General features: G+C 67.6%; 25 protein-coding genes. 13 read left to right on the top strand and 12 right to left on the bottom strand.

Annotation, left to right across the window (positions count from 1 at the left end; all coding sequences use genetic code 11):
- Positions 1 to 4: 4 nt before the first annotated feature.
- The 4 genes from ABEA07_RS08355 to ABEA07_RS08340 are packed head-to-tail and all read left to right on the top strand — an operon-like array spanning position 5 to position 4,648.
- Positions 5 to 562 (top strand): TRAP transporter small permease, encoded by a 558-nt coding sequence (locus ABEA07_RS08355; RefSeq protein WP_345537129.1) that lies wholly within the window; start codon positions 5 to 7, stop codon positions 560 to 562.
- Positions 563 to 591: 29 nt separating this feature from the next.
- Positions 592 to 1,986 carry a TRAP transporter large permease gene (locus ABEA07_RS08350; protein ID WP_345537128.1) on the top strand — a complete coding sequence of 465 codons (1,395 nt, stop codon included), beginning with the start codon at positions 592 to 594 and terminating at the stop codon, positions 1,984 to 1,986.
- 19 nt (positions 1,987 to 2,005) lie between these two features.
- The gene (locus ABEA07_RS08345) at positions 2,006 to 3,532 is read left to right on the top strand and encodes a UxaA family hydrolase (protein ID WP_345537127.1); all 1,527 of its coding nucleotides are present in this window, start codon (positions 2,006 to 2,008) and stop codon (positions 3,530 to 3,532) included.
- 57 nt (positions 3,533 to 3,589) lie between these two features.
- Positions 3,590 to 4,648, top strand: a complete 1,059-nt coding sequence (locus ABEA07_RS08340; protein ID WP_345537126.1) for a malate/lactate/ureidoglycolate dehydrogenase — start codon at positions 3,590 to 3,592, stop codon at positions 4,646 to 4,648.
- Between the two features lie 23 nt (positions 4,649 to 4,671).
- Here the strand turns inward: ABEA07_RS08340 and ABEA07_RS08335 are convergent, their stop codons facing one another.
- Both ABEA07_RS08335 and ABEA07_RS08330 read right to left on the bottom strand, forming a co-directional pair.
- Positions 4,672 to 6,207 (bottom strand): hybrid sensor histidine kinase/response regulator, encoded by a 1,536-nt coding sequence (locus tag ABEA07_RS08335; protein ID WP_345537125.1) that lies wholly within the window; start codon positions 6,205 to 6,207, stop codon positions 4,672 to 4,674.
- A complete protein-coding gene (locus ABEA07_RS08330) occupies positions 6,204 to 7,712 on the bottom strand; it encodes an ATPase domain-containing protein (RefSeq protein ID WP_345537123.1) in 1,509 nt (502 codons plus the stop codon). Before ABEA07_RS08330 ends, ABEA07_RS08335 begins: the two co-directional genes overlap by 4 nt.
- A gap of 227 nt (positions 7,713 to 7,939) precedes the next feature.
- On the opposite strand from ABEA07_RS08330, the gene ABEA07_RS08325 reads away from it, so the two are divergent.
- A complete protein-coding gene (locus ABEA07_RS08325) occupies positions 7,940 to 8,725 on the top strand; it encodes a phosphatase PAP2 family protein (RefSeq protein WP_345537122.1) in 786 nt (261 codons plus the stop codon).
- A gap of 167 nt (positions 8,726 to 8,892) precedes the next feature.
- On the opposite strand, the gene ABEA07_RS08320 is transcribed toward ABEA07_RS08325, so the two are convergent.
- Complete coding sequence (locus ABEA07_RS08320; RefSeq protein WP_345537121.1) at positions 8,893 to 9,294, bottom strand: hypothetical protein; 402 nt, start codon at positions 9,292 to 9,294, stop codon at positions 8,893 to 8,895.
- A gap of 467 nt (positions 9,295 to 9,761) precedes the next feature.
- On the opposite strand from ABEA07_RS08320, the gene ABEA07_RS08315 reads away from it, so the two are divergent.
- From ABEA07_RS08315 to ABEA07_RS08300, 4 genes are read left to right on the top strand one after another with little or no spacing between them, the layout of a single operon-like run.
- Complete coding sequence (locus ABEA07_RS08315) at positions 9,762 to 13,214, top strand: response regulator (protein WP_345537120.1); 3,453 nt, start codon at positions 9,762 to 9,764, stop codon at positions 13,212 to 13,214.
- A gap of 17 nt (positions 13,215 to 13,231) precedes the next feature.
- Positions 13,232 to 14,056 carry a CheR family methyltransferase gene (locus tag ABEA07_RS08310; RefSeq protein WP_345537150.1) on the top strand — a complete coding sequence of 275 codons (825 nt, stop codon included), beginning with the start codon at positions 13,232 to 13,234 and terminating at the stop codon, positions 14,054 to 14,056.
- The gene (locus ABEA07_RS08305; protein WP_345537119.1) at positions 14,053 to 14,664 is read left to right on the top strand and encodes a chemotaxis protein CheB; all 612 of its coding nucleotides are present in this window, start codon (positions 14,053 to 14,055) and stop codon (positions 14,662 to 14,664) included. The genes ABEA07_RS08310 and ABEA07_RS08305 overlap by 4 nt, the downstream gene beginning before the upstream one ends.
- Positions 14,654 to 15,883, top strand: a complete 1,230-nt coding sequence (locus ABEA07_RS08300; protein ID WP_345537117.1) for a hybrid sensor histidine kinase/response regulator — start codon at positions 14,654 to 14,656, stop codon at positions 15,881 to 15,883. The genes ABEA07_RS08305 and ABEA07_RS08300 overlap by 11 nt, the downstream gene beginning before the upstream one ends.
- On the opposite strand, the gene ABEA07_RS08295 is transcribed toward ABEA07_RS08300, so the two are convergent.
- The 6 genes from ABEA07_RS08295 to ABEA07_RS08270 form a co-directional block, all read right to left on the bottom strand.
- Positions 15,880 to 16,152 (bottom strand): hypothetical protein, encoded by a 273-nt coding sequence (locus ABEA07_RS08295; protein ID WP_345537116.1) that lies wholly within the window; start codon positions 16,150 to 16,152, stop codon positions 15,880 to 15,882. The genes ABEA07_RS08300 and ABEA07_RS08295 overlap by 4 nt on opposite strands.
- 3 nt (positions 16,153 to 16,155) lie before the next feature.
- Entirely contained in the window at positions 16,156 to 17,070 is a 915-nt protein-coding gene (locus ABEA07_RS08290; RefSeq protein ID WP_345537115.1) for a hypothetical protein, read from the bottom strand.
- A gap of 205 nt (positions 17,071 to 17,275) precedes the next feature.
- On the bottom strand, positions 17,276 to 17,821 hold the full coding sequence (locus tag ABEA07_RS08285; RefSeq protein WP_345537114.1) for a cytochrome b/b6 domain-containing protein: 546 nt from the start codon (positions 17,819 to 17,821) through the stop codon (positions 17,276 to 17,278).
- 10 nt (positions 17,822 to 17,831) lie between these two features.
- Entirely contained in the window at positions 17,832 to 18,137 is a 306-nt protein-coding gene (locus ABEA07_RS08280; RefSeq protein ID WP_345537113.1) for a PepSY domain-containing protein, read from the bottom strand.
- A gap of 36 nt (positions 18,138 to 18,173) precedes the next feature.
- Positions 18,174 to 18,860, bottom strand: coding sequence for a Fe2+-dependent dioxygenase (locus ABEA07_RS08275; protein WP_345537112.1), 687 nt, complete (start codon positions 18,858 to 18,860; stop codon positions 18,174 to 18,176).
- A gap of 12 nt (positions 18,861 to 18,872) precedes the next feature.
- Positions 18,873 to 21,098 (bottom strand): TonB-dependent receptor, encoded by a 2,226-nt coding sequence (locus ABEA07_RS08270; RefSeq protein ID WP_345537111.1) that lies wholly within the window; start codon positions 21,096 to 21,098, stop codon positions 18,873 to 18,875.
- A 339-nt stretch (positions 21,099 to 21,437) separates the two neighbouring features.
- Here ABEA07_RS08270 and ABEA07_RS08265 point away from each other — a divergent pair, with 339 nt between their 5' ends.
- Positions 21,438 to 21,812, top strand: a complete 375-nt coding sequence (locus tag ABEA07_RS08265) for a hydroxyisourate hydrolase (RefSeq protein WP_345537109.1) — start codon at positions 21,438 to 21,440, stop codon at positions 21,810 to 21,812.
- A 19-nt stretch (positions 21,813 to 21,831) separates the two neighbouring features.
- Here the strand turns inward: ABEA07_RS08265 and ABEA07_RS08260 are convergent, their stop codons facing one another.
- Positions 21,832 to 22,218 carry a hypothetical protein gene (locus ABEA07_RS08260; protein ID WP_345537107.1) on the bottom strand — a complete coding sequence of 129 codons (387 nt, stop codon included), beginning with the start codon at positions 22,216 to 22,218 and terminating at the stop codon, positions 21,832 to 21,834.
- A gap of 74 nt (positions 22,219 to 22,292) precedes the next feature.
- Between ABEA07_RS08260 and ABEA07_RS08255 the strand changes: the two genes are divergently transcribed.
- The 3 genes from ABEA07_RS08255 to ABEA07_RS08245 all read left to right on the top strand — a co-directional run bounded on the left by ABEA07_RS08255 (position 22,293) and on the right by ABEA07_RS08245 (position 24,035).
- Positions 22,293 to 22,496 (top strand): hypothetical protein, encoded by a 204-nt coding sequence (locus ABEA07_RS08255; RefSeq protein WP_345537106.1) that lies wholly within the window; start codon positions 22,293 to 22,295, stop codon positions 22,494 to 22,496.
- A gap of 211 nt (positions 22,497 to 22,707) precedes the next feature.
- The gene (locus ABEA07_RS08250) at positions 22,708 to 23,604 is read left to right on the top strand and encodes a DUF72 domain-containing protein (protein ID WP_345537104.1); all 897 of its coding nucleotides are present in this window, start codon (positions 22,708 to 22,710) and stop codon (positions 23,602 to 23,604) included.
- 113 nt (positions 23,605 to 23,717) lie between these two features.
- A complete protein-coding gene (locus tag ABEA07_RS08245; RefSeq protein ID WP_345537102.1) occupies positions 23,718 to 24,035 on the top strand; it encodes a helix-turn-helix domain-containing protein in 318 nt (105 codons plus the stop codon).
- A gap of 175 nt (positions 24,036 to 24,210) precedes the next feature.
- Here ABEA07_RS08245 and ABEA07_RS08240 read toward each other — a convergent pair whose 3' ends face one another.
- Together ABEA07_RS08240 and ABEA07_RS08235 are read right to left on the bottom strand one after the other, a co-directional pair.
- The gene (locus tag ABEA07_RS08240) at positions 24,211 to 24,513 is read right to left on the bottom strand and encodes a hypothetical protein (RefSeq protein WP_345537101.1); all 303 of its coding nucleotides are present in this window, start codon (positions 24,511 to 24,513) and stop codon (positions 24,211 to 24,213) included.
- A 694-nt stretch (positions 24,514 to 25,207) separates the two neighbouring features.
- On the bottom strand, positions 25,208 to 26,152 hold the full coding sequence (locus ABEA07_RS08235) for an amidohydrolase family protein (protein ID WP_345537100.1): 945 nt from the start codon (positions 26,150 to 26,152) through the stop codon (positions 25,208 to 25,210).
- Positions 26,153 to 26,171 lie beyond the last annotated feature (19 nt).

The raw sequence follows: 26,171 nt of genomic DNA, 5'->3' as shown, positions 1-26,171 counted from the left end.
GCCGATGAGCGACCCCAAGATCATCGACGACGAAGGCCACTTCCACGCCGAGGACGAGGCGGTGGACCTGTCGGGCACCATCGCCGAGGGCTGGGCCGCGCTGGCGCTGTTCTGGCTGCTGGGCCTGACGGTCTTCTACCAGTTCGTCACGCGCTACGTCATGAACGACTCCGCCGCCTGGACCGAGGAGCTTGCGCGCTACATGCTGGTGGGCGTGGTCTTCATCGGCGCGGCCATCGGCGTGGCCAAGAACAACGCGATCCAGGTCGACTTCTTCTATCGCTACCTGCCGAAGGTCGTCGGCCGCTGGCTTTCGCGGATGGTGGACCTGCTGCGCATCGCCTTCTTCGCCGCCGCAGTGGTGATGACGGTGCAGATGATGATGAAGATCGGCAACCAGACCCGCATGACCATCGTCGACCTGCCGATGAACATCGTCTACGGGCTGTGCCTGATCGGCTTCGCGGCCATGGCCTGGCGCTCGGTGCAGGTGGCGCGCCTGCACTGGCAGCGTGGCTACAGCGTGCTGGAGCGGCCCGAGTCCGGCCCGTCGGACCGATAGGACCCGGCAGAACGACAAGAACCCGACCGATGCTCAAGATCTTCTTCCTGCTTTTCATGGCCGGCGGCATTCCCGTCGCCATCGCCATGGCCGGTGCCTCGCTGGTCTACATCCTGACCTCGGGCAGTCTTCCGCCCTTCGTGGTCATTCACCGCATGGTCAGCGGCGTGGACAGCTTCCCCCTGCTGGCCGTGCCCTTCTTCATCCTGGCCGGCAACCTGATGAACAACGCCGGCATCACCACGCGCATCTACAACTTCGCGCTGGCGCTGGTGGGCTGGCTCAAGGGCGGCCTCGGCCACGTGAACGTGCTGGGCTCGGTGATCTTCGCCGGCATGAGCGGCACCGCCATCGCCGACGCGGCCGGCCTGGGCACGATCGAGATCAAGGCGATGAAGGAGCACGGCTACGCGACCGAGTTCGCGGTGGGGGTGACGGCCGCGTCGGCGACGCTGGGCCCGATCATCCCGCCCAGCCTGCCCTTCGTGATCTACGGGATGATGGCCAACGTCTCGGTGGGCGCGCTGTTCCTCGCGGGCATCCTGCCCGGGGCGATGATGGCCATCCTGATGATGCTCACCGTGGCCTACTATGCCCACCGCAACGGTTGGGGCGGCGACGTCAGGTTCTCCAGCACGCGGCTCTTCAAGGCGCTGAGCGAGCTGGCCGTGGTGGTCGGCTGGCCGCTGCTGGTGTGGGGGGCGGTGGCGAAGCTGGGGGCGCCGGCGCAGCTGACCGTGTTCGCCGCCTTGGCCCTGCTGTTCGTGCTGGACCGCATCTTCCGCTTCGAGGCCCTGCTGCCCATCATGACGCCGGTGCTGCTGATCGGCGGCATGAGCACCGGCCTGTTCACGCCGACCGAGGGCGCCATCGCCGCCTGCGTGTGGGCCATGATCCTCGGCTTCGGCTGGTACAAGACGCTGTCGTGGAAGATGTTCGTCAAAGTCTGCCTCGACACCATCGAGACGACCTCGACCGTGCTCTTCATCGTCGCGGCCGCTTCCATCTTCGGCTGGATGCTCACCGCCACCGGCGTGACCACCGACATCGCCAGCTGGGTGCTGGGCTTCACCAAGGAGGCCTGGGTCTTCCTGCTGCTGGCCAACCTGCTGATGCTGTTCGTCGGCTGCTTCCTGGAGCCGACCGCGGCCATCACCATCCTCGTGCCCATCCTGCTGCCCATCGCCACGCAGCTGGGCGTGGACCCGGTCCACTTCGGCCTGGTGATGGTGCTGAACCTCATGATCGGCCTGCTGCACCCGCCCATGGGCATGGTGCTGTTCGTGCTGGCGCGGGTGGCCCACCTGAGCTTCGAGCGCACCACCATGGCCATCCTGCCCTGGCTGGTGCCGCTGCTGGCGAGCCTGGCGGTCATCACCTACATGCCGTCACTGGTTCTGTGGCTGCCGAGAATGTTCTTCTGACCTCCCTGGGACTTTCACGATGAACCCTTTCATTCGCCTTCATCCTGCCGACGACGTGGTGATCGCGCGCGGCCAGCTGGTCGGCGGCACGCAGGTCGAAGGCGTGACCACGCGCGGCCTGGTGCCGCCCGGCCACAAGGTCGCCGTGCGCGCCATCGCCCAAGGCGAGCCGGTGCGCCGCTACAACCAGATCATCGGCTTCGCGAGCAAGCCGATCGCGCCCGGCGAACACGTGCATACGCACAACCTCGACATGGGCCCCGACAAGGGCCACTTCGAACGCGACTACGCCTTCGGCGCCGACGTCAAGCCGGCACCGGCGCGGCGTGAAGCCAGCTTCATGGGCATCGTCCGGGCCGACGGCCGCGTGGCCACGCGCAATTACATCGGCGTACTGACCAGCGTGAATTGCTCGGCCACCGCGGCACGCGCCATCGCCGACCACTTCTCGCGACAGACCAACCCGGCGGCGCTGGCGGCCTACCCGCACGTCGACGGCGTGGTCGCGCTGACCCACGGCACCGGCTGCGGCATGGACACGCAGGGCATGGGCATGCAGCTGCTGGAACGCACCCTCACCGGCTATGCCACGCACGCCAATTTCGCGGCCGTGCTGGTGGTGGGCCTGGGCTGCGAGGCCAACCAGATCAACGCCTGGCTCGCCACCGGCAACCTGCGCGAAGGCGAGAACCTGCGCGTCTTCAACATCCAGGACACCGGCGGCACCCGCAAGACGGTCGAGAAGGGCATCGCGCTCATCCAAGAGATGCTGCCGCGCGCCAACGCGGTGAAGCGCGAGCCCTGCAGCGCGGCGCACATCACCATCGGCCTGCAGTGCGGCGGCTCGGACGGCTATTCCGGCATCAGCGCCAACCCCGCCCTGGGCGCGGCGGTGGACCTGCTCGTGGCGCACGGCGGCACCGCCATCCTGTCGGAGACGCCCGAGATCTACGGCGCCGAGCACCTGCTCACTCGCCGGGCGGTGCGGCGCGAGGTGGGCGAGAAGCTGGTCGAGCGCATCCGCTGGTGGGAGCACTACACCGCCATCAACGAGGGCGAGATGAACAACAACCCGTCGCCCGGCAACAAGGCGGGCGGGCTGACCACCATCCTGGAGAAGAGCCTGGGCGCGGTGGCCAAAGGCGGCACCAGCAACCTGGAGGCGGTGTACGAGTACGCCGAGCCGGTGCGTGCGCACGGCTTCGTCTACATGGACACACCGGGCTACGACCCGGTGAGTGCCACCGGCCAGGTGGCGGGCGGGGCCAACATGATCTGCTTTACCACCGGTCGCGGCTCCGCGTATGGCTGCGCGCCCTCGCCCTCGCTCAAGCTCGCGACCAACTCGGCGCTCTGGCAGCGGCAGGAGGAGGACATGGACATCAACTGCGGCGAGATCGTCGAGGGCACCGTCTCCATCCAGGACATGGGCCAGCGCATCTTCGAGCTGGTGCTGGCCACGGCCTCGGGCGCGCCGAGCAAGAGCGAGCGGCATGGGTACGGGCAGAACGAGTTCGTGCCGTGGCAGGTGGGTGCGGTGATGTGATCCTCCCCTACGCCCTCTCTCCAGAGAGAGGAAGCAAGACCTTGAAGGAACCTTTCGATGCCGCAAACCATACAAGCCTCCACCCTTCGCCCCCAGATCGCCGCCATCATCGCCGGCACCGGCAGCACCCCGGCCGAAGCCGAGCAGGTGGCCGCCAACCTCGTGCTCGCCAACCTCAGCGGCCATGACTCGCACGGCGTCGGCATGGTGCCGCGCTATGTCGATGCCGCGGCCGAGGGCGGCCTCCAACCCAACGCGTCCGTCAAGGTGAACCTCGACACCGGCCCCATGCTCGCCCTCGACGGCCAGCGCGGCTACGGCCAGGTCGTCGGCGTACAGGCGATGGAGATGGCCATCTCGCGCGCGAAGCAGCACGGTACCTGCGTGCTCTCGCTGGCCAATACGCATCACCTCGGCCGCATCGGCCATTTCGCCGAGATGGCGACGGCGCAGGGCCTGGTGTCGATGCACTTCGTCAACGTGCTGTCGCGGCCGGTGGTCGCGCCCTGGGGCGGCGGCGACGGGCGCTTCGGCACCAATCCGTGCTGCATCGGCATCCCCCTCCAGGGTGAAGCGCCCTTCGTGCTCGACTACGCCACCAGCCGCGTGGCCCAGGGCAAGATGCGCGTGGCCCACAACAAGGGCGAGCGCGTGCCGCCCGGCTACCTGATCGACGAGCACGGCGCGCCCACCGACGACCCCGGCGTGGTGGTGGTGCCGCAGAGCAATGGCCTGTTCGGCGCGCTGATGACCTTCGGCGAGCACAAGGGCTACGGCATGGCGGTGGCCTGCGAGCTGCTGGGCGGCGCACTCACCGGCAGCGGCACCTGGCACCGGCCGGCCGACAATGCGCGCACCGTGCTCAACGGCATGCTGGCCATCGTGATCGATCCGGCGAAGCTGGGCACACAGGCCGCTTTCGAGCAGGAGGCGCGCGCCTTCGTCGACTGGCTGCGCCAGAGCCCGCCCGGCCAGGGCTTCGAGGGCGTGATGATCGCCGGCGAGCCCGAACGCCGCGCGCGCGCGGCACGGGAGCGCGAGGGCATCTGGATCGACGACGCGACCTGGGGCGAGATCGTGGCGGCGGGGGCGAAGGTGGGGGTCGACGTCCGCTGAGGCCGCGGCGGCCGGCACCGCATTCAGCGCGATAGCAGCCGCATGAACTCCGCCAGGTTCAGCGGCTTGAGCAGGTGGTGGTCAAAGCCCGCCGCCGCGATGCGCTCGCGGTAGCCCTGCTGCCCCCAGCCGGTCAGTGCGACCAGCCGGATCGCCGCCCCGCCGGGCGAGGCCCGCAGGCGGCGCGCGAGTTCGCAGCCGTCCATGCCGGGCATGCCGATGTCGAGCACGGCGATCTCCACCCCCTGGCCGCGGGCCAGTTGCAGCGCCTCCTCGCCGCTGTAAGCCACCAGCACCGTCGCCCCGAGGGTGCGCAGCAGCTCGGCCAGGCTGTCGGCCGCGTCGCGGTTGTCGTCGACCACCAGCACCACGCGCTCGATGACCGCGGCCCAGCTGTCCTGCGAACGCTGGGGGGCGGGAGCGGCGCCGTTCTTCGACAGCGGCAGCCGCACCGTGAAGGTGGCGCCGCGGCCCACGCCCTCGCTCGCCGCCTCCACGCTGCCGCCGTGCAGCTCGACCAGGCTCTTCACCAGCGTCAGGCCGATGCCCAGCCCGCCCTGCGCCTCCTTGGCCGTGCCGCTGACCTGCACGAACATCTCGAAGATGGCGTTCAGCATCTCGGGCGCCAGGCCGGCGCCGGTGTCGCTCACCTGGACCACCGCCTGCCGCTGCTGCTGCCACGCCGCCAGCTTCACGCGGCCGCCGGCCGGCGTGTACTTTGCCGCGTTGTTCAGGAGGTTGGAGAAGACTTGCGTCAGGCGCACCGCGTCGCCACGCACCACCAGCGGCTCGCCGGAGACATCGACCTCCAGCGCGTGGCCGGCCCGCTCGATCGCCGGGCGGCTGAGCTCGATCGCATCGTCGATCACCGCATCCAGCAGCACCGGCCCCAGGTGCAGCTCGATCTTGCCGCGCGTGATGCGCGACACCTCCATCAGGTCGTTGACCAGGCGCACCATGTGATCCACCTGCCGGCCCATCAGCTCGTAGTACTTGGCGGCCTCCTCGGGCGCCGGCCGCTTGCGTGCCAGCAGCGACAGCGCCGTGCTCAGCGGGGCCAGCGGATTGCGCAGCTCGTGCGCGAGCGTGGCGAGGAATTCGGTCTTGCGCTGGTCGGCATCGCGCAGCCCGGCGAGCAGCGCGCGCATCTCGTACTGCCGGCGGCGCGCCCGCAGCGCGGTGCGCACCGCGCTCACCAATGCGGCCACGCGCATCGGCCGCTCGATCACCGTGACGTTGGAAACCTCGTCCATCGCCACCGAGACGGCGTGCGAGTCGGCCCCCTGCCGGGCCAGCACGATCACCGGCAGGTCGGACCAGGGCTCCTGGGCGGCGAGTGCGCCGGCCAGTTTGGCCATGGAGGCGCGATCCATCACCTCCTCCGCCAGCAGGATGGCGCCCGCGCCGCGCTGGAGTTCGTGCACCAGCGCGGCCATGTCGGCGCAGGCGCAGGGCGCGAACTCCGCGCGGCTCAGGACGGCGCCGGCGACCGTGGCGTCCCTCGACGTCGCGGTCCGCAGCAGGATGCGCTGCTCCAGCTCTGCGGCCTCCGCGCTCACGATGGCGACCGCGCTCCGTCGATCGGGATCGGAACGCCTGTGAGAATGCCCCGGAAGTTGCGCAGCGGCTCCCCGATCTGGATGCCCTCCTGGCCCAGCGAAAAGGCACGGATCGTGCGCTCGTGCGCCCCGCCGCGCTTCTTGAGCACCGAGATGGCCTGCCGGACCTCGCCCTCGTCCTCGTAATAGCGCAGCATCACCACCGAGTCGGCCAGGTAGCTTGCATCCACCGGTGTCTGCATCTGCGTGCCGATCAAGCCGTGCTGCGCACCCACCAGCATGGTGGCCACGCCGCATTGCCCGAGGTAGGTCAGGAGTTCGTGCAACTGGGCGATGAGGAAGCGCTCGTCCGGCATCGCGTTCAGATAGCCATTGAGGCTGTCGATGATCACCACCGCCACCTGGCGCTCGCTGACCTGGTGCCGGATCTCGTGCACGAGCTCACCCGGCGACAACTCCGCCGGGTCGACCTGCCGCAAGTGCATCTGTTCGGATTCGATGAAGGGCGCCAGGTCCATGCCCAGCCCCTCGCAACGGGTGCGCAAGGTACTGATGCTCTCGTCGAAGATGAACAGCGCCGCACGCTCACCGCGCTGGGCGGCCGCATAGGCGAACTGCGCGGCAATGCTCGATTTGCCGGTGCCCGGTGCGCCCACGAACAGGGTGCTGGTGCCCTTTTCGATGCCGCCACCCAGCAGCATGTCGAGCGGCGCCAGCCCGCTGGGGATGCGCGTCTGCGTCAGCGGCGGCGTGTGCTCGGAGGCGACCAGCCGCGGAAACACCCGAAGGCCGCCGCGCACGATCCGGTAGTCGTGGTAACCGCCGCGGAAGGCCTGGCCGCGGTATTTGCTGACCAGCAGGCGGCGCCGTGCCGCACCGTAGTCCGGGTGCACCTGCTCCAGCCGGATCACGGCGTGGGCGATGCTCTGCACCTGCAGATCCTGGTCGGTGGCGGTGAGGTCGTCCAGCAACAGCACGGTGCACTGCCGGCCGGTGAAGAACTGCTTCAGCGCCAGGATCTGCCGCCGGTAGCGCAGCGAGCCGCCCGCCAGCAGGCGCAGCTCGGACAGCGAGTCGAAGACGACGCGGCTGGGCTTGATCTTGTCCACATCGGCCAGGATGCGCAGCGTGGTCTCGCCCAGCTCCACCTCGGACGGATGGAACAGCGTGTACTGCTCGTCCGGCTCCAGCGTCGCATGCGAGGGCAGCATCTCGCGGACCTCGACGCCCGCCATGTCCCAGCCGTGGGAGGCGGCCACCCCTTGCAATTCGGTCGCCGTTTCGGAAAGCGTGACATACAGCACCGGCTCGCCCCGTGCCGCGCCCTCGAGGAGGAACTGGATCGCCACCGTGGTCTTTCCCGCGCCCGGCGCGCCTTCGAGCAGGTACAGCCGCTGCGGCGCGAGCCCGCCGCCGAGCACGTCGTCGAGGCCGGGGACGCCCATCTTCAACAGGCGGGGGGCGGCATCGCCGCCCGCGGCCGGGGAGCTTGTGGTCTTGTCCATATGCCCAAAGGTAAACAACTTCTGCCAGACCGCAATCTACTTGCCGCAGACCCGGCGTCTTGTAGGGGGCGATCCCGATTTGGCGGCGCGTTTTTCCGCTCTGTCCCTCCGGCAGCCGCTGTGGGCGGTCTGCGCGGCGAGGCGACTTCCGCACGGCGATGCATGCCGAGGGCGCGCCGGCCGTACCATGCGCTTTTCGCCCCGGCCCTCCTCGGCCCGCAACGCCCGTGACGATCAAGCCCTCTCCCGACCGTGCCGACCGGCACCCCGCATCCGTGGCGCGCGAGCCCTGGCCGCGCGCAGTGCTGGCCCGGTTCGCGCCCCACCAGCTCGACACCCTGCGTTCGCTCGTCCTGCCACTGCTTGCCGGGCTCGGTGTGGCGCTGTTGCTGCTGGTGTTCGCGCTGGTGGCGAGCGAGGTCTTCGAGGGCGACACCCGCGGCCTCGACGCCTGGCTGCTGCAAACGGCCCAGCGCTACCGGACGGCGCATCCGCGCTTCGGCGAGGTCATGCGCGACCTGAGCGGGCTGGGCAGCTCCGTGGTGCTGAGCCTGCTCGTGATCGCCGCCATGGTCTACCTCGCGCTGCTGTCGGCACGCCGCACCGCGCTGCTGGTGGCCGCCTCCACGCTGAGCGGCGCCGCGCTGGTCCACCTGCTGCTCAAGCCTGCCTTCGGCCGGGCGCGCCCCGATCTTGCCTTTGCCGACCATGCGGCCTGGGGGATGAGCTTTCCCAGCGGTCATGCCAGCATGTCGGCCATCGTCTTCCTGACCTTGGGCGCGCTCGTCGCCGACACACGCAGCCGCTGGGTCGAGCGCATCTTCATCCTGGCGGTCGCGGCGGGGGCTGCTTTCCTGGTGGGTATGAGCCGTGTGGCGCTGGGCGTGCACTGGGCGACCGATGTGCTGGCCGGGTGGGCGCTGGGGGCAGCCTGGGCCACGGGCTGGCTGCTGGTGGCGCATCGGGCCAGGCGCTCCGAGAGGACGGATGCGGGCGACGGCAGGCGGGGTTAGAAGGCTGGGGCAATGGGGTCGGCCTGCAGGCCCTGTGCTCGTTCAAGCGCGGCGGGGCGAATAAATTGCGCTTCGAGGCGGCGGTGTGGATGGTGAACTGCTGCTCGGCGATGTCGGCGATGTTGAGGTGAGGGTTCGGGCAGCACACCCTGCATCGCGATCATCGGTCAGCAATGTGCCTGCCCTCGCAGATCTTGAATCACGCGATCCAGAAATCTCAGCATTTCCATCGAATCGAAGAAACGTCCTCGCTGCCCCCTAACCGGGAGCCGGAACTGCTTGCCATCCCGCATGGTCAAGAGCACTCCTTCGCTTGCTTTCTCACTTGGCAACGATCCTTCCTGCACGTCAGCAAAGGAAAGCTCGATCAAGCGCCCTCCCTCATTCCACGCCAATCCATCCGCAAATATGCCGATCGTCTCGCCTTCAGGCCCCGGATTTTGATAGCAGCCGATGAGGTCACCAAGTCGCACATCTGCAAGCTTCGGAAGCGTGTCACCCGGCGAATTCGCCTTCTGGCAGTTTGCCATCGCACCCAAGATGCGATGGGCTCGAACAGCAGTATCCATACATCTACCTTAAGGGGATGGTTATCAAATCGGTCGCCCCACCTGAACCGAGGCCATAGCGCCGCTGCAGGACATCGTATAGCCGCTCATTGGCGATGGGGCCTTCAATTCGAAGTGTTGTCGCACCGCTCAGCGTGCGCATTGGCACATGGCTCGATCGGCATCGATGCGTGCGATCTCGATGCGTGCGCTGGCGATGCAGCCAAGCTCTTCGTTCTCATGGGTTCCCTGTGTTTTTTTGACGTGGCGCGGACTGTAGTCCAAACCCCGCCGAGAGAGACTCGCTTTTCGTCGCGCAAATTTCGCAGCCTTCACCGGGCGCGTGGGATGTCCGATCGACCCAGTCACTCGAGCATCGCCCTCGACCCGCCTGGAGCGCGCGCCCTTCGTGTTGCGGCCTTTTCCGACACTCAAGAAGCCCGATGTCGGGCATGCTCCACCGGTTTTGCTTGCTTCAGCCCTGCCGCATGCCCACGACATCCGCGATCGACCCTGACGAGTTCCAGCGCCTCCTGAGCCGCAACCTCAAGCTGCCGCTGGCCGGCGGCCTGCTGGGGGTGGTGGTCTTCGTCGCGCTGATCCTCTACCTGCTGTCGGTGATCGGCTGGGTCGAGCATTCGGACCGGGTCACCCGCACCGCGGCCGAGGTCCAGCGCCGCAGCACCGATATGGAAACCGGCATGCGCGGTTTCCTCATCACCGGCGACGACAGCTTTCTCGAACCCTATGACAACGCGTCGCGGCGCATCGGCAACGACCTCGGCGGCCTGCGGTCAATGGTCGCCGACAACCCCCCTCAGGCGGCGCGGGTGGAGCGCATCGCCGCCTTGCAGGCGGCCTGGAACGACTTCGCGCGCGAGATGATCGCCCTGCGCCGCGCCGGCGGCGACTACCAGCAATCCGTGCGGCTGGGCCGCGGCAAGCGCCTCACGGACGGCATGCGCGCCGAGTACGACGCCTTCGCCGACGCCGAGCAGGCGCTGCGCGCCGAGCGCAGCCGGGAGTCCAGCCGCACGGCCTTGTGGATCGTCCTCGCGTTCGTCTTCTTCACGCTGCTCACCACCGGCCTGCTCGGCTACTTCGGCCGCCGCCAGTTGATGCGCCTGTCGGAAAGCTACGACGCCGTGCTCAAGGAACAGCACGAATACGCCCGCACCCTGCAGCAGCAGGCCTGGCTGCGCGACGCCCGCACCGAGCTGGCGGCCGAGCTGGTGGGCGAACTGGGCGCGCAGGTGCTGGGCGCCAAGGTGCTGGCCTTCTTCTCGCGCCACGTGGGCAGCGCGGTCGGCGCCTTGTACCTGCGCGAGCGCGACGGCACCCTGCGCCGGGTGGCCAGCTACGGCTTTTCGAAGGAGGCCGACGCCACGCCGCAAGTGCTCGGCCCCCAGGAAGGCCTGGTCGGCCAAGCCGCCACCGAGAAGCGCATGCTGCTGGTCGAGCCGGTGCAGTCCGACTACCTGCGGATCAACTCCGGCATGGGCGAGATGGCACCGGCAGCCGCCATGCTGCTGCCCCTGACGCACGACGGCATCGTCAACGGCGTGGTCGAACTCGGCCTGCCGCGCGCGCCCGACGAGCGCACGCGCGAGCTGCTGGCCCAGACCGCCGCCAACGTGGGCAGCGCCGTCGCCTCCGTGCGCTACCGCGAGCAGTTGCAGCAGGCCCTGGCCGAAACGCAGCAGCTCAACGAAGAGCTGCAGGTGCAGCAGGAAGAGCTGCGCACCGCCAACGAGGAACTGGAGGAGCAGTCGCGTGCCCTGCGCGCCTCGCAGCTCTCGCTGGAGAACCAGCAGGCCGAGCTGGAACAGACCAACAGCCAGCTCTCCGAGCGCACGGAGGCGCTGGACCTTCGCAACGCGGCGCTGCGCCAAGCACAGCGCGAGCTGCAGGAGCGGGCCGAGGAGCTGCAGCGCGCCAGCCGCTACAAATCGGAGTTCCTCGCCAACATGTCGCACGAGCTGCGCACCCCGCTCAACAGCGCGCTGATCCTGGCGCGATTGCTGGCGGACAACGCGCCCGGCACGCTCAACGAGGAGCAGGTGAAGTACGCCGAGTCCATCTATTCCTCCGGCAACGACCTGCTGATGCTGATCAGCGACATCCTCGACATCTCGAAGGTCGAGGCGGGCAAGCTGGAAGTGGTGCCCGAGCCGGTGTCGGTCGCGCGGCTGGCGCAGGGGCTGGAGTCGGTCTTCACCCCGCTGGCGGCGCAGAAGGACCTCGCCTTCACGCTCGAGCTGGCGCCAGACCTGCCTTCGGTCATCGTCACCGACCGGCAGCGCGCCGAGCAGATCCTGAAGAACCTGCTGTCCAACGCGCTCAAGTTCACCGAGCGCGGCGAAGTGCGGCTCGCGCTGTCGCCCGTGCCGGGCGGCGGCGTGCGCTTCGCGGTCCGCGACTCGGGCATCGGCATCGCGGCCGACCAGCAGTCGCTCATCTTCGAGGCCTTCCGCCAGGCGGACGGCACCACCAGCCGGCGCTATGGCGGCACCGGCCTGGGCCTTTCGATCTCGCGCGACCTGACGCAACTGCTCGGCGGCACGCTGACCGTGCAGAGCGCTCCGGGCGAGGGCAGCACCTTCACACTGGAACTGCCAGCCGAGGCGCCCCAGGCCAAGGCCGCGGCCCAGCCGCCCGCGCCGCCGGTCGCGCCGCCGCCGGCCCGGACGTCCGCAGCACCCGCGCCGGCCGAGCAGCCCGCCTTCGCCGACGACCGCGCCCTTCCGCGCGACCAGGCGCGGCGCGTGCTCGTGATCGAGGACGAGCCGCAGTTCGCCCACATCCTCTACGACCTGGCCCACGAGCTCGGCTACCGCTGCCTGGTGGCGCAGGGCGCGGCCGAAGGCTATGGCATGGCGGCCCAGTTCCAGCCCGATGCGATCCTGCTCGACATGCGGCTGCCCGACGATCCGGGCCTGTCGGTGCTGCAGCGGCTCAAGGACGACCCGCGGACCCGGCACATCCCGGTGCACGTGATCTCGGCCCACGACAACCCCGAGGCGGCGCTGCACATGGGCGCCATCGGCTACGCCCTCAAGCCGGCCACGCGCGAGCAGCTCAAGCAGGTCTTCCTGAAGTTCGAGGACCGGCTCGCCAAGAAGGTCAAGGCGGTGCTGCTGGTGGAAGACGACCCGCTCCAGCGCGAGAGCGTGGTGCGGCTGATCGGCGACGACGACATTGCCATCACCGCGGTCGCGACCGGCGGCGAGGCGCTGGAGCTGTTGAAGCGCAAGGTCTTCGACTGCATGATCACCGACCTGCGCCTGCCCGACATGCAGGGCGGCGAGCTGCTCAAGCGCATGGCGACCGAGGAGATCGTGTCCTTCCCGCCCGTCATCGTCTACACCGGCCGCAACCTCACGCGCGACGAGGAGGCCGAGCTCATGCGCTACTCGCGCTCCATCATCATCAAGGGCGCGCGCTCGCCGGAGCGGTTGCTGGACGAGGTCACGCTCTTCCTGCACAAGGTGGAGTCCGACCTTTCCAGCGAGCGCCGCAGCATGCTGCGCGCCGTGCGCGGGCGCGACCGCGTTTTCGAGGGCCGCCGCATCCTGCTGGTGGACGACGACGTGCGCAACATCTTCGCCCTCACCAGCGCCCTGGAGCAGCGCGGCGCCCGGATCGAAGTGGCCCGCAACGGCCGCGAGGCCCTGGAAAAGCTCGACCTGGTGTCCGACATTGACCTCGTGCTGATGGATGTCATGATGCCGGAGATGGACGGCCTCGAAGCCACGCGGCGCCTGCGCCAAGACCCGCGCTTCGCGAAGCTGCCCGTCATCGCCGTGACCGCCAAGGCCATGAAGGACGACCAGGAACAATGCCTCGCCGCCGGCGCCAGCGACTACCTGGCCAAGCCGGTGGACCTGGACCGCCTGTTCTCGTTGATCCGCGTGTGGATGCCGCCGATGGAGCGCCTGTGACCAGCGCCCCGCCACCGATGCAGCCACCCAGCGACAGCGACATCGAGCTGCGCCTGCTGATGGAGGCGATCTACCTCAAGTACAGCTACGACTTCCGCGACTACACCGGCTCCTCGCAGAAGCGGCGCGTGCTGCATGCCCTGAACCAGCTGGGCCTGCCCACGATCTCGGCCCTGCAGGAGCGTGTGCTGCGCGAGCCGCAGCTGTTCAGCCAGCTGCTGCAGTTCCTCACCATTCCGGTCAGCGAGATGTTCCGCGACCCGGCGTATTTTCTTGCGCTGCGCCGCCAGGTGGTGCCGCTGCTGCACACCTATCCCACCATCAAGGTCTGGATCGCCGGCTGCAGCACCGGCGAAGAGGTGTTCTCGCTGGCCATCCTGCTGCGCGAGGAGGGGCTGCTCTCGCGCACCCAGATCTATGCCACCGACATCAACCCGGTTTCCCTGGAGAAGGCGCGGCAGGGCATTTACCCGCTGGAGGCAGTGCGGCGCTACACCGCCAACTACCAGCGCGCCGGCGGCACCGGCGCCTTCTCGGACTACTACACCGCCGCCTACGACGCCGCCCGCTTCGACCTCTCGCTGTGCGCCGACGTGATCTTCGCCGACCACAGCCTGGCCACCGACAGCGTGTTCGCCGAGACGCAGCTCGTCTCCTGCCGCAATGTGCTGATCTACTTCAACCGCCAGCTGCAGGACCGGGCGCTCGGCCTCTTCCACGAGTCACTGTGCCATCGCGGCTTCCTGGGCCTGGGCAACAAGGAGAGCATCGATTTCTCCGCCTACGCCGACCGTTTCGAAGCGCTGTCGCGCGCCGAGCGCATCTTCCGCAAGGCCACATGAAGCAGGACGAACGCTCCCGCATCCGGCGCGTCGACGCGGTGGTCATCGGGACCTCCGCCGGTGGCGTCGATGCACTGGGACTGCTCTTCGCCGAGTTGCCGGCGCAATGGCACCTGCCGCTCGTCGTGGTGCTTCATCTGCCCGAGGAGCATGAAAGCCGCTTGCCCGAGATCTTCCGCCAGCGCCTGCCCTTCGCCGTGCGAGAGGCGCAGGACAAGGCCCCGGTGGCGCCGGCCTGCCTCTACTTCGCGCCGCCGGGCTACCACCTGTCCATCGAGCGCAGCCGCTGCTTCTCGCTCAGCTGCGAGCCGCCGGTGCTGTTCTCGCGCCCGTCCATCGACGTGCTGATGAGCTCGGCCGCCGACGCTTACGGCCCGTCGCTGGCCGGACTGCTGCTCACCGGCGCCAACGAGGACGGTGCCCAGGGCCTGCACGACATCCACCGGGCCGGTGGCCTGAGCGCCGTGCAGGACCCGGCCGAGGCCCAGGTGCCCACCATGCCCCAGGCCGCCATCGACCGCCACACACCCGACTTCGTACGCCCCCTGCGCGAGCTTCGCGCCCTGCTACTCCAACTGGATGCTGTCTACCGCCACCATGCCCCATGAAGTCCTGAGCAAACTGCTGCTGGTCGACGACCTGCCCGAGAACCTCTTCGCGCTGGAAGCCCTGGTGCGCGGCGAGGGACGGCAGGTGTTCCAGGCCGGCTCCGCGGAGCAGGCGCTGGGACTGCTGCTCGAGCACGAGTTCGCCCTCGCCCTCATCGACGTGCAGATGCCCGGCATGAATGGCTTCGAGCTGGCGGAGATGATGCGCGGCACCGAGCGCACCCGGCACATCCCGCTCATCTTCGTCAGCGCCGCGGGCCGCGAGATGAACTACGCCTTCAAAGGCTACGAAAGCGGCGCCGTCGACTTCCTGCAGAAGCCGCTGGACACCCATGCCGTGCGCAGCAAGGTCAACGTCTTCGTCGACCTGTACCGCCATCGCAAGGCGCTCGACCGCGAGATGCAAGCCCTGGCCGCCGCGCACCGCCAGCAGGAAGAGCTGGTGCAGGAGCTGCGCTGCGCGCAGGCCGAGCTCGAGCGCGCGGTGCGCATGCGCGACGACTTCATGTCGATGGTGTCGCACGAGCTGCGCACGCCGCTGCACACGCTCTATCTGGAGGCCCAGGTCCGCAAGCTGCACCTGGACCGCGGCAACCTCGCCACCTTCGCGCCCGACCGGCTGGCGGCCATGGTCGCGCGCGACCAGCATCAGATCCGCAACATGGTGCGGCTGATCGACGACATGCTCGACGTCACGCGCCTGCGCCGGGGTGCCCTTTCCATCCAGCCGAAACCGGCCGACCTGGCCGACCTGGCCCGCCGCGTGGTGGACGGCATGGCCCAGCAGGCCGAGGCGGCCAACGCCTTCATCCGGCTGCACGTGCTGCCGAGCGAGGACACGCGCGTCGAAGGCGTGTGGGATGCCTTCCGCATCGAGCAGGTGCTGACCAACCTGCTGACCAACGCCATGCGCTACGGCGGCGGCGGGCAGATCGAAGTGAGCGTAGCGCTGCGCGATGGCATGGCCGAATTGAGCGTGCGCGACCACGGCCCCGGCATCGCACCGGAAGACCAGGAGCGCATCTTCGAGCAATTCGAGCGCAGCGCCGACGGGCGGCAGCACGCCGCGGGGCTGGGACTGGGGCTGTACATCACGCGCGAGATCGTGCGGCGGCACGGCGGGGACGTGATGGTGGAGAGTGCGCTGGGCGAAGGCGCGTTGTTTCGGGTGCGCCTGCCGCGTGTGCCACCGGAGGCCGAGGGCGGACCCCGTTCTTAGAGCTTGAACTCCATCAAGAGGAAGCGCGGACGCTTGGGCGCTTCTTCAAAGGACTGTTCACGTCGCTGTTCGAGGGTGACGCTCCTTTCGCGCGGCAGCGTCTTCATGCGATCGCCAACGGGCACCAGTTGGTCGCCGACCTGCACGACGTCCAGTGACTCGACGCCCGCATCCGCGAACAGGAGCCGGGCAGATGCGTCCGAAAGCCCTGCCTTGGCGAAGTCCTGGATGTACAGCTTGTGCACACCATCAGAGATTGCGGCTTCCACGACCTAGAGGACCCGGGCGACCGGGCTCTCATAGAGAAACTTGCTTTGGGCGAGCGACAGGCCGTCCGTGAGCCGCACCTGCCTCAGCCGCAAGCAGCTTTCGTAGGCTTGCTTTGCGTTCTGCCCCTGCCGCTCGAAAAACCCCGGCAAGCGGTTCTTGAGTACGAGTGGATCGATCGCCCGGGACTTCGGACCCGGCGTGCTATGAGAGAGAAGGATGTTGTTGAAGAGAATGCCACCTTCCGGATCGATCGTCGATTCGTAGATCTTGTCCGCCGGCGGCAAGCTCTGTTGCTCCGTGCGCAACGTCGCAATGATGGAAGCTGGCAAGTTGTTGGGGTTCCGGTCCAGAACCTTCGCCACCGACGCATCGTTGACGGTGAACTCCACCCCGTCGGTGGGTCGGTCGGTGTCGTAGTGGAGGGAGGTGAATATCGGTTCGCCGACGTCCTTGTGAAGACGCTTATGTTTGACCGGGTCGCGAGCCTCGCTGTACCAGATCTCGATCACCGGTCGCCTGCCGTCGGCAAACAGCCCATCAAGATGCTCCTCGACAAAGGCTTGGACGCTCAGATCCTTCATGGTCCATGCAGTCAGTTGCTCGAGCTTGTGCGCGGCATCGCCAGATGGCTCGAAGAACTCGACACCAGTGCCTTTGAACTTGCTCAGATGGACGCCGGTCCTCCCGTGTCGCAAAAGCTCGAACTCTCCTACCCGATGGTTGGGTTCCTCAGGAAGTCCCATCTCCGCGAGCCTGTGCGAGAGCGTGTCGATCACCTCCCTGAAGTTCTGCTGCTGTTCCGCCGGCCTTCTGAAGGTCGACAGCTTTTGAGGCATCGCGCCCTTGGGGGCAGGCACCGGCGGCACGTCGGCTGCGGTGGTCACGGAAAGGGGTGAGCGGCTTGCGGGCCAATGCATCGTCGAGCTCCTGAGAGAGTTGCCAGCGCCAGGTGCGTAACCCGGGCTCGGCAATCGTTCCCTCCGGGTTGTCGCATCGACGGTGCCATCCCGGAACCAGGTCAGCGCGGCAACGCCTCGGCCTCCGCGCTGCACACACCTGCGATCTGTCCGCGCACCACCTTCCAGAAGTTCCGGCTGTCGTCGAGCAGCCGCCATGCGCACGTCATTCGCCAAGGGCGCGTTTGCGGCCGTCGACCATGGCGCCGACCAGATTCTCGCGATGGCGCCAGCTCATGACCGCGACCCCCGACAGGTGCGTCGCCACCAGCCCGACCAGCGTCCAGGCCGAGATGCGGTGCAGTCGCTCGACCCATGCCAGGCCCCAGAAGCGGTCGGTGGTGTAGAGGATGCCCGAGACGCAGACCACCATCAGGCAGGCCAGCAACGCCAGCACCATCCAGCCGCCCAGCGGGTTGTGGCCGAGGTAGCGGGGCTCGCGCCCGCGCAGCATGTCGCGTGCGTAGGCCAGCACCGGCCCGAGGCCGCGCACGAAGGCAGTGAAGCGCGCGTGGCGGCTGCCGACGAATCCCCAGGCGCCGCGCGTTGCGGCGATGGCGAGGGCGGCATAGCCGGTCAAGATGTGCAGCGAGAGCCGCGCCTCGCCGGCCCACCAGCAGACGCAGACGCTGACCACCAGGGCCCAGTGCAGCACCCGCTGGAGCGGGTCCCACACACGGACGATGCCGCGAGAACCGCGCGAGACCGGCATGCGTCCCGCGTTATTCGGGCTGCTTCACCTCGCCGACCTTGACGAAGGTCTTCGGGTTGAAGAAAGCCTCGGTCCGGCGCCCGGACGCATCGAAGCCGTAGACCTCGTAGCAGCCGTTGAAATTCTTGACCTGGCGGATCTTCCAGCCCTCCGCGGTCAACTTGCGTTGCAGTTCCATCTGCGGCTTCATCTCTTCCTTGGGAACGGCTTCGCAGCGCACCTTGTGATGATCGACGATCTGCGCGCCCGCGCCGGCGCAGAGCCCGCCCAGCAAAGCGGCCGCAGCCAGCCATGTGCGAAAAGAAGTTGCAAACATTGAAGACTCCTCGATGCAGGATGCCGCGCCTCGTGCTCAGACGTCGAGCCACATGCGCAGCAGGTTGTGGTAAGTGCTGGTGAGCCCGATCACGCCGGGGTCGGTCTCGCCGTAGGTGCTGCGCAGGTGGCGCAGGTGGTTGTCCATGTCGAACAGCAGACGCCGCTGCTCGTCGCTGCGGATCATGCTCTGGATCCAGAAGTAGCTGGCCACGCGCGCACCGCGGGTGACGGGCAGCACGCGGTGCACGCTGGTGCCCGGGTAGATCACCATGTCGCCCGCGGGCAGCTTGACGCGCTGCTCGCCGAAGGTGTCCTCGACCACCAGCTCGCCGCCGTCGTAGCTGTCCGGGTCGCTCAGGAAGAGCGTGCACGACACGTCGGTGCGCACCCGCCCCGAGCCGTCGCGCAGGAAGCGCACCGCGCTGTCCACGTGGTTGCCGAAGCTGTTGGCCGCACCGCCGTAGCGGTTGAACAGCGGCGGCGAGATCTGCTTGGGCAGCGCGGCCGAGAAGAAGACCTGGTGCCGCTCAAGCCCGCGCAGCAACAGCTGCTGCACGGCGCGCGTCTCTTCGCAGTCCTCGCGCAACTGCTCGTTGTTCTTCGCGCGCGCGGACTGCTCGCCGGCCGTCAGCCGCCCGTCCTCCCACGGCGCGCCCGCGAGGATCTCGTTGGCGCGAGCGACCTCCTCGGGAGTGAGCACGGCGCGAAGATGCAGCAGCATGGGGCAGGTTCCTCAGAAGCGCACGCCGACCGTCGCCTGCACCGTCCGCTGGGTGCCCGGGATCACGAAGCCGGGGTAGAGCTGGTCTCCGTAGAGCTTGTTGGTGACGTTGTTGATGTTGAGCTGGGCGAACACGTCGGGCGTGAATTTGTATTCGACCATGATGTCACCCACCACGTAGCCGGGCACGTAGGCCGTGGTCGAGGCCGCGCCGGTCTGGCCCTGCAGCGGACGGTTCTGCGACGCGCCGCGCAGGCCACCGGCCAGGCGCAGCTTGGGCGTGGCCTGGTAGCTGAGCCACACCGCACCGCTGTGCTTGGGCGTGAGGCCCACGCGCGAGCCCACGATGTTCGCCTGCGTGCTGCCGGCCTGATCGATCTTCGCCGTGGGAATGTAGGCGTAGGAGGCATAGATCTCCCATTGCGGCGTGATGCGCCCCACCACCTCCAGCTCCAGGCCCTGCGAATGGCGCTTGCCGGAGAGCAGGTAGCTGCTGCCCGCGAAGTCCGAGTCGGTGGTGCGCTCGTTGTACTTCTCGGTGCGGAACAGCGCCGCGCGGGTCGAGAGCTTGCCCTCCAGCCAGTCGAGCTTCGCTCCCAGCTCGATGTTGCGGCTCTTCTCGGCCGGCGTGTTGGCGTTCTGCGGCGTCACGTACTGGTAGGTGTCGGCCGATGTGTTGAACGAGGTGCTGTACGACAGGTGGTAGGACTGCGTCGGCGAGGGTTGGTAGAGCACGCCGGCGCGGTAGCTGAACAGCGAGTCCGACAGGCTGGTGGTCGTCCTGCCGTTGGGCACCACCGTGTTCGCGTTCGCATAGGTGGTCTGGCTGAAGTCGCCGCGGAAGCGGTCCCAGCGCAGGCCGCCGAGCAGTTTCCAGTCGGGCGCGACCTGCCACAGGTCCTGGATGTAGGCGCCGAAGTTGTGCGAGGCGTAGTCGCTGGTCTGGCGGAAGGCCGGGACGAGCGCGGTGCGCCGGTCGTCGTCGGGCAGGCCGACCCAGGTCGCGCCCTTGTAGTAATTGGTGCCCACCGGGCCCCAGGCGCCGAAGCGGTCGGCCTCCTCGCGCGAAGCGTCGACGCCGGCGATGATCTCGTGCTTCTGGCCGCCCAGCGTGAAGGTGTTGGTGTAGTCGCTCTGCAGGTAGGTGCCCTTGTACTTGTCGGCGCGCGGCGCCAGGCCGTTGCGCAGCACATAGGTCAGCGGGCTCAGCGTCGCGGCCGTGGCGGTCGCGCCCGCCGGGCAGGCGTTGCCGGCGGTCGGTGCGCGGTTGCAGAAGCTGGCGGTGGTGCCCCACTGCGAGCGCTCGAAGGTGCCGCTGCGCAGCTGCGTGCGCAACTGGCCGCCATCGTCGAAGGTGTGCAGCCAGGACGCGTTGCCGTACTGCGCCTTGCCGCGCAGGTAGTCACTGGCAGACCCGTAGAAGTTGCCGGGCCGGATGTCGCCGATGCTGCTCTGGGCCACGCCGTTGGCGTAGGTGCCGTTGGACAGGTAGCGCTGGCCGGGCGGCGGCACGTTGTTCACGTCCAGGTAGAAGGCGCCGACGGTGAACTCGTCGCGCGTGCCGATGCCCCAGCTGTACGAGGGTGCGATGCCGCTCTTGTCGATGCGGGCGCCGCCGTTGTCCGCCTTGTTGAACATGCCGTTCAGACGGAAGGCGGCGTCTTCCCCGACGCGCTTGTTCAGGTCGATGGTGGTGCGCTTGAAGCCGCGCGAGCCCACCGTGCCCACCAGGTCGGTCTGGTCGAGCAGCAGCGGCTTCTTGGTGACCTGGTTGATCACGCCGCCCGTGGAGCCGCGCCCGAAGATCATCGAGGCCGAGCCGCGCAGCACCTCGATGCGGTCGAGGTTGAAGGTGTCGCGGTCGTACTGCGAGGGATCGCGCATGCCGTCGATCAGCAGGTCACCCACCGTCGCGACCGGGAAGCCGCGCAGGCGGATGTCCTGGTCGGTGCCGTTCTCCGTCGCCGCGAAGGTGATGCCCGCCGAGTAGTGCAGCGCCTCCTTCAGCGTGTCCAGGCGGGCGTCGTCGATCAGCTTCTCGGTGATCACGTTGATCGACTGGGGGATGTCGCGGATGTCCTGCGTGCCCTTGCCGATGTTGGTCTTCCTGGTCTGCAGCTGCGCCTTGCCCTGCACCTCGGCCTCTCCGGTCACCGTCACCGTGCCGAGCGTGCCGCCCTGCGCCGGGGCATCTGCGGGCGGCGTCTGCGCCCAGCTGCTGACGGAGGCCGCGAGCATCAGCGCGCCCAGGGGAAAGGCGACGGATTCACTTGTGCGCGCGGACGCCGCGCGAGGGGTGGAACGGACAGTCGCTGACGGGCGACGAGGGGTACAAGCCAAGAGGGCCTCCATGGGTTCGCGCCGGCACCGGCGCGCGATGCCCTGCGAGGGTTGGAAGGCTGGCTATCCACCGAGGCGGTGGTCTTGGCTTGCCAAAAAAATCGGCGCAAGTGTACCAAGTCGAACGCCGACGACCTACTTTTTGTTCCGCGGCGTGGCGGCGCCGCCTCCGCGATCCACTACATTCGCACCCGAGCGAACGAACACGCGAACCCGCGCATACGCCAGGAGCCACGAATGCAAGCTGTATCGATTCACGTCGTCGACGTCGCCAACGGGGTGGTCGCCACCGGCATGAAGGTCGAAATCCTGCGCCGGGAGCCCGCCGAACGGGGCCGGCCCGAGGTCTGGGCACCGATGGTCAGCGGCACCGTCGGGCGCAACGGCGTGGTGGACGGCATCGAGGGCCACCCGCAGGCCTTCGACCTGGGCGTCTACGAGTTGCGCCTGCACGTCGGCGACTACTACCGCGCCCGCGGCCAGGCGCTGCCCGAGCCGGCCTTCATGGAGGTGCAGTGCTTTCGCTTCGGGATCGCCAATCCGACGCAGCACTACCACCTGCCGGTGAAGCTCACGCCCTGGGGGCTTTCTTGCTTTCGGGGCGCGGCCTGACGTCGACACGCCGGCCCGGTCAGGCCCCGTCCGGTTCGAAGCGGCCGCGCCGGGTGGGCCTGCGCAGGAGCGACGCGCCGATCTCGCGCGCCTGACGCTCCCTCTCCCGGCGGCGCGCCTGCGCCGGATCGGCGATGGTCGTGTAGGTCTTGGGGTTGAGTTCGCACCACCACGTCTGGCGGTACATCGGCCCCGTGCCTTTGGCGCCGCGGGCGGGATAGATCTCCGTGCCCGTCAGCAGCACGCCGCACTCGTTCATGGCGAGCAGCTTCACCTTGTCCAGCAGCGGCAGCACATAGGTCTCGCCATCCGGCGCCAGCAGCACCGCGACCCGCTTCATGCCCTTGCGATAGACCTGCAATTCTCCCCGCGCGAAATCGGCGTGAATCGATTCCGGGGGCAACAAGTGTCCCTCCCGGCGGCAACGGTAAACGATAGAAAACACATGCACAGAATACTGGATAAATGTACAGTATTGGTATGCATGAAACCGCAGCCACCATCTGGATCGCCGCCTGCGCGCACCGGCTGCAGCAGCAGTGGCGCACCGTCGACCCCTTGCAGCTCGAGGAGGTTGCCGCCGATCTCTGGCGCGACGAACGGCTGCGAAGCATGACCCCTGATGAGGCCGCGCGCGCGTGGCTGGAGCCGGTCGCCCCGTCGGCGCGCGACGCGTCTGGCTGAACGCGGTGCGCGCATCCCTGGCCATCGCCCTGCCCTTCCCGGGCGGCGCCCACCTACACCGGGCGGGCGGGAGCCGGGTAGCTTGGAGCACGGCGATCCACAAGGCGGATGCGCTGAAGCGTCATTAGCCCGATCTCCCTTGTCTGCCCGCGCCGGAGCAAGCCCCGGCGGTGCCCTCGCGCAATCCGGCCCGGGCGGCCAGAATGCGCCCATGCGCTACCTCGTGGGCACCGCCTCCTGGACCGACAAGACGCTGATCGACTGCGGCCGCTTCTACCCGCCGGACTGCAAGACGCCCGAGGCGCGCCTGCGCTACTACGCATCGCAGTTTCCGCTGGTCGAGGTGGACAGCAGCTACTACGCCGTGCCCGCGCCCGCGACCGCGCAGCTGTGGGTGGAGCGCACGCCGCCGGACTTCGTCTTCAACGTCAAGGCTTTCCGGCTTTTCACCGGCCACCTGACCGAGACCAAGGTGCTGCACAAGGACCTGCAACCCGCCATGGGCCTGGGCCGCAAGTTCGTCTACAAGGAGGTGCCGGAAGAGATCCGCGCCGAGCTGTGGAAGCGCTTTGCCGAAGCCCTGGAGCCCCTGCGCCTGGCCGGCAAGCTGGGGCTGGTGCACTTCCAGTTTCCGCCGCGCCTGAAGTACAGCCCCGAGGCCATGGCGCACATCGAGCGCTGCATGGCCTGGCTGCCGCAGCACACGCTGAGCATCGAGTTCCGCCACAAGTCGTGGTGGGAGAGCCCGGAGCGCGTGGCGAGCACGCTGGCCTTTCTGCGCGAGCACCGGCTGGTGCACACCATCGTCGACGGGCCGCAAGGGGCGGACAACAGCGTGCCGGCGGTGTGGGAAGGCACGCACCCGGACTATTTGCTGCTGCGGCTGCATGGGCGGAATACCGACACCTACAACATCAAGGGCGCGGCGTCGGCGGCGGAGCGCTTCGACTACGACTACCCGGATCAGGAGCTGAAGGAACTGGTCTATGAGCTGGTGCGGCTGGCGTACAAGGCCAGGCACGCGCACATCGTCTTCAACAACTGTGATGAGGACAAGGGGCAGCGCAATGGGATCAGTTTCTTGAAGATGTTGTTGGCGTATGGGTGAGGGGATCCGACGACGATTCAACGGGAGTTCAGCCAGATCCTGCCTTACTTCTAACGCTGTACGCCAAGCCAAGACTGACAACCTCACTGGTCCCAAGCTGAAGGAGATTCGCCGTGCCCTCGAAGAGTAAACCGCTGAGTGCCAAGGAACTGGCCGCATACGAAGCAAAGCGCGATCTGGCGGCGGAGTTGCTGCAGTCGGTGCGCGAGATGAAGGCTGGCCAAGTCAGCGTTGTGTCATCTCCAGTCACCGAGGCACGAAAGAAGACGGGTCTTTCCCAGTCGCAGTTCGCCGCGCTCATGGGCGTGTCGGTTCGCACCCTGCAAGGGTGGGAACAAGGTCGCAAGCAGCCTAGCGGCGCAGCGCGCACGCTCCTGGCCATCGCCAGCACCAATCCCAAGGCCGTGCTTGCGGTGGCCGGCCACAAGTAGGCGTGCGAATAGAGGCGCCTAACCCTCCCATCGAGAGGATTTCGTCCGGCAAGCCGGGCGCCGCCGCTGGATCTCGGGGACCGCGACGCCGATCCAAGAGCAGTTCAACAAGAAGCTCAGCATCTACGAGGTGCAAGCGGTGCTGGCGAGCTAAGCGCTGAAGTGAGCCAACTTCCTAAGCTTTCGACGCTGCCGCCCGCCGGCACTGTGCGGCGACGGTGACGCAGACGGCCGCCAGGTCACCCATTTCCGCCATCAGGAAGCCGAGGCTTTCCAACGAGTCGGCGCCGATGGTGCCGTCTTCGATGGGGACGGCGGAATGGGCGAGCAGGTGGCCGAGGGCACCCAGGCCTTGGTGGATGGTCGAGAGCGTTGTCTCGGCGTCTTCGGCGAGGGAGCGAAGGGTAGCTGGGGAGGAATGCGAGACGTCGATGGTCCCATCCGCTGAGAGGCGAAGTCGAGAAAGTTGGTCGAGCATCTGGCGGATGGGGCGCAAGGGCGCGGTGCGGGGTGTCTCTGGGTCAGAGGGGCGTCTCATTCGGCCAGTCTCGCTTGGAGGAGACCGGAAGACCAGAGACCATAGTACGTGTTGCGCGGTTTAGACTGGGAGCGGCCACTCGATCAGTGCGACGTGGATTTCTCTTGTCGGCCACAAGCGGCCGCTCGCATGAATGGCTCCAATGTCCGGTGACTGCCACACAGCGGCCAACGGAAGAGGGAATCCCCTCCGCCGGTACGTGCCCTTTGCGGAAGTAGTGGCCTCGGAAAGCCGATGCTCGTGGCGACTCTTGGGGTCGTCCCCTGGGCGAAATAGACTGCTCCGCAAAAGGCGCAAGACCCGTATTGACTCTTTTCACAACAAGACGCTCGAGCCGCCGTAGCCTCGCTGTGTATGGGGCGTTTTCGTGCGCATCGCTTCAAACGGTATTGCGCGATGCGCCCCGGATAATTGTGAAAATGGGGCGCCCTGGGCCTGTCGGCCACGAGGCCAGTTCCTTCGCCAAATTGCGGAAGCTCACCTTCTCGACCAACAAAGTCCGTTCTGAGGAACTGGCGGCCAGGGCGAACGCAGTTTGCGCGGCAGTAGGGGGTTGTTCCTCAACGGCGTCCAGCGAGCCTGCTGCATCAGGGTGCCTTGGTAAGTTTGAGCAGCCCGCTGACGAGATGGCCCGTCAGAAATCGTACAGCTGCGAGGGGTTGCTAACGAGTATCTGGCGCCAAGTACTCCGGTCGGGTGTCCATGAATCGAGCAGGTCGACCAGATGTCCGGCATCCGGTACGTGACGTTGAATATTGACGTGAGGCCAGTCTGATCCCCAAAGAAGCCGATCGGGTCGCGTGGCGACAAGGTGCTCATGGAACGGGCGCATGTCCTGGTAGTGCGGGAATTCGGTCGATGCCCGATAGGGCGTGAGCTTCACCCAGAGGTGCCCTTCGCGCACAAGGTCGCACATCAGCTGGAATGCGGTGTCCCCAACGCCTCGGCGCGCATCGCAACGACCCAGGTGATCGATGACGAACGGGATGCTGGCCGATCGAATCAGCGGTGACAGTTCGGCCAGTTCATCAACGCCAAGCCAGAGCTGTGCGTGCAAGCCGACCTCCAGCATTTTCGGCAGGAGTTCGTCGATCGCAGAGACGTCAACAGTGTTCTTGTAGCGCGACGCACCGTGGGCATCCAGCAATCTGGAAAACCTCAAGCCGCGCACGCCTCGCGATTTCAGCGCCGCCAGGGATTCGACCGAGGCACCTTGGTCCACCACGGCCACGCCACGCACCCGCGCAGGATCGACCGACAGAGCATTCAGGAGGGCACGATTGTCGAGACCATGTGCCGACGGTTGAACCAGTACGCCACGCGTAAAGCCGATCGCATCGAGCATCTGAAGGTATCTCTCAGGTGGCGCCTCCCGCGGCGTGTAGGTCGCTCGCTCGCCAAAGGGAAGGACAGGTGAGGCCCGAAGACGTGCGAATGGCAGTCGCAGGATCCGGCCGGCACTGGATTCTTCGGGGAATGCGGGAGTGGGGCCGTCGACGCCGGCTGGATGGTGTTTGGCATGAGTCGATGGTGCGATCGCCCGCTCAAAGAGAGAACTTCCAGATTGGCCATCGGGCATGCGATTTCTGCAAGGCCGG

This window comes from Variovorax defluvii (genome assembly GCF_039541515.1).
Classification (GTDB): domain Bacteria; phylum Pseudomonadota; class Gammaproteobacteria; order Burkholderiales; family Burkholderiaceae_C; genus Variovorax; species Variovorax defluvii.
The sequence above is the reverse complement of the archived record's forward strand: the minus strand, read 5'-3'. Positions and strand labels throughout refer to the sequence as shown.

What these genes read in the sequence shown, in the direction of transcription:
- ABEA07_RS08355 (WP_345537129.1), top strand. Translation starts at nt 5, where the DNA reads ATGAGCGACCCCAAGATCATCGACGACGAAGGCCACTTCCACGCCGAG.
- ABEA07_RS08350 (WP_345537128.1), top strand. Translation starts at nt 592, where the DNA reads ATGCTCAAGATCTTCTTCCTGCTTTTCATGGCCGGCGGCATTCCCGTC.
- ABEA07_RS08345 (WP_345537127.1), top strand. Translation starts at nt 2,006, where the DNA reads ATGAACCCTTTCATTCGCCTTCATCCTGCCGACGACGTGGTGATCGCG.
- ABEA07_RS08340 (WP_345537126.1), top strand. Translation starts at nt 3,590, where the DNA reads ATGCCGCAAACCATACAAGCCTCCACCCTTCGCCCCCAGATCGCCGCC.
- ABEA07_RS08330 (WP_345537123.1), bottom strand. Translation starts at nt 7,712, where the DNA reads ATGGACAAGACCACAAGCTCCCCGGCCGCGGGCGGCGATGCCGCCCCC.
- ABEA07_RS08320 (WP_345537121.1), bottom strand. Translation starts at nt 9,294, where the DNA reads ATGGATACTGCTGTTCGAGCCCATCGCATCTTGGGTGCGATGGCAAAC.
- ABEA07_RS08315 (WP_345537120.1), top strand. Translation starts at nt 9,762, where the DNA reads ATGCCCACGACATCCGCGATCGACCCTGACGAGTTCCAGCGCCTCCTG.
- ABEA07_RS08310 (WP_345537150.1), top strand. Translation starts at nt 13,232, where the DNA reads ATGCAGCCACCCAGCGACAGCGACATCGAGCTGCGCCTGCTGATGGAG.
- ABEA07_RS08305 (WP_345537119.1), top strand. Translation starts at nt 14,053, where the DNA reads ATGAAGCAGGACGAACGCTCCCGCATCCGGCGCGTCGACGCGGTGGTC.
- ABEA07_RS08300 (WP_345537117.1), top strand. Translation starts at nt 14,654, where the DNA reads ATGCCCCATGAAGTCCTGAGCAAACTGCTGCTGGTCGACGACCTGCCC.
- ABEA07_RS08290 (WP_345537115.1), bottom strand. Translation starts at nt 17,070, where the DNA reads ATGCATTGGCCCGCAAGCCGCTCACCCCTTTCCGTGACCACCGCAGCC.
- ABEA07_RS08285 (WP_345537114.1), bottom strand. Translation starts at nt 17,821, where the DNA reads ATGCCGGTCTCGCGCGGTTCTCGCGGCATCGTCCGTGTGTGGGACCCG.
- ABEA07_RS08280 (WP_345537113.1), bottom strand. Translation starts at nt 18,137, where the DNA reads ATGTTTGCAACTTCTTTTCGCACATGGCTGGCTGCGGCCGCTTTGCTG.
- ABEA07_RS08275 (WP_345537112.1), bottom strand. Translation starts at nt 18,860, where the DNA reads ATGCTGCTGCATCTTCGCGCCGTGCTCACTCCCGAGGAGGTCGCTCGC.
- ABEA07_RS08270 (WP_345537111.1), bottom strand. Translation starts at nt 21,098, where the DNA reads ATGCTCGCGGCCTCCGTCAGCAGCTGGGCGCAGACGCCGCCCGCAGAT.
- ABEA07_RS08265 (WP_345537109.1), top strand. Translation starts at nt 21,438, where the DNA reads ATGCAAGCTGTATCGATTCACGTCGTCGACGTCGCCAACGGGGTGGTC.
- ABEA07_RS08255 (WP_345537106.1), top strand. Translation starts at nt 22,293, where the DNA reads ATGCATGAAACCGCAGCCACCATCTGGATCGCCGCCTGCGCGCACCGG.
- ABEA07_RS08250 (WP_345537104.1), top strand. Translation starts at nt 22,708, where the DNA reads ATGCGCTACCTCGTGGGCACCGCCTCCTGGACCGACAAGACGCTGATC.
- ABEA07_RS08240 (WP_345537101.1), bottom strand. Translation starts at nt 24,513, where the DNA reads ATGCTCGACCAACTTTCTCGACTTCGCCTCTCAGCGGATGGGACCATC.
- ABEA07_RS08235 (WP_345537100.1), bottom strand. Translation starts at nt 26,152, where the DNA reads ATGCCCGATGGCCAATCTGGAAGTTCTCTCTTTGAGCGGGCGATCGCA.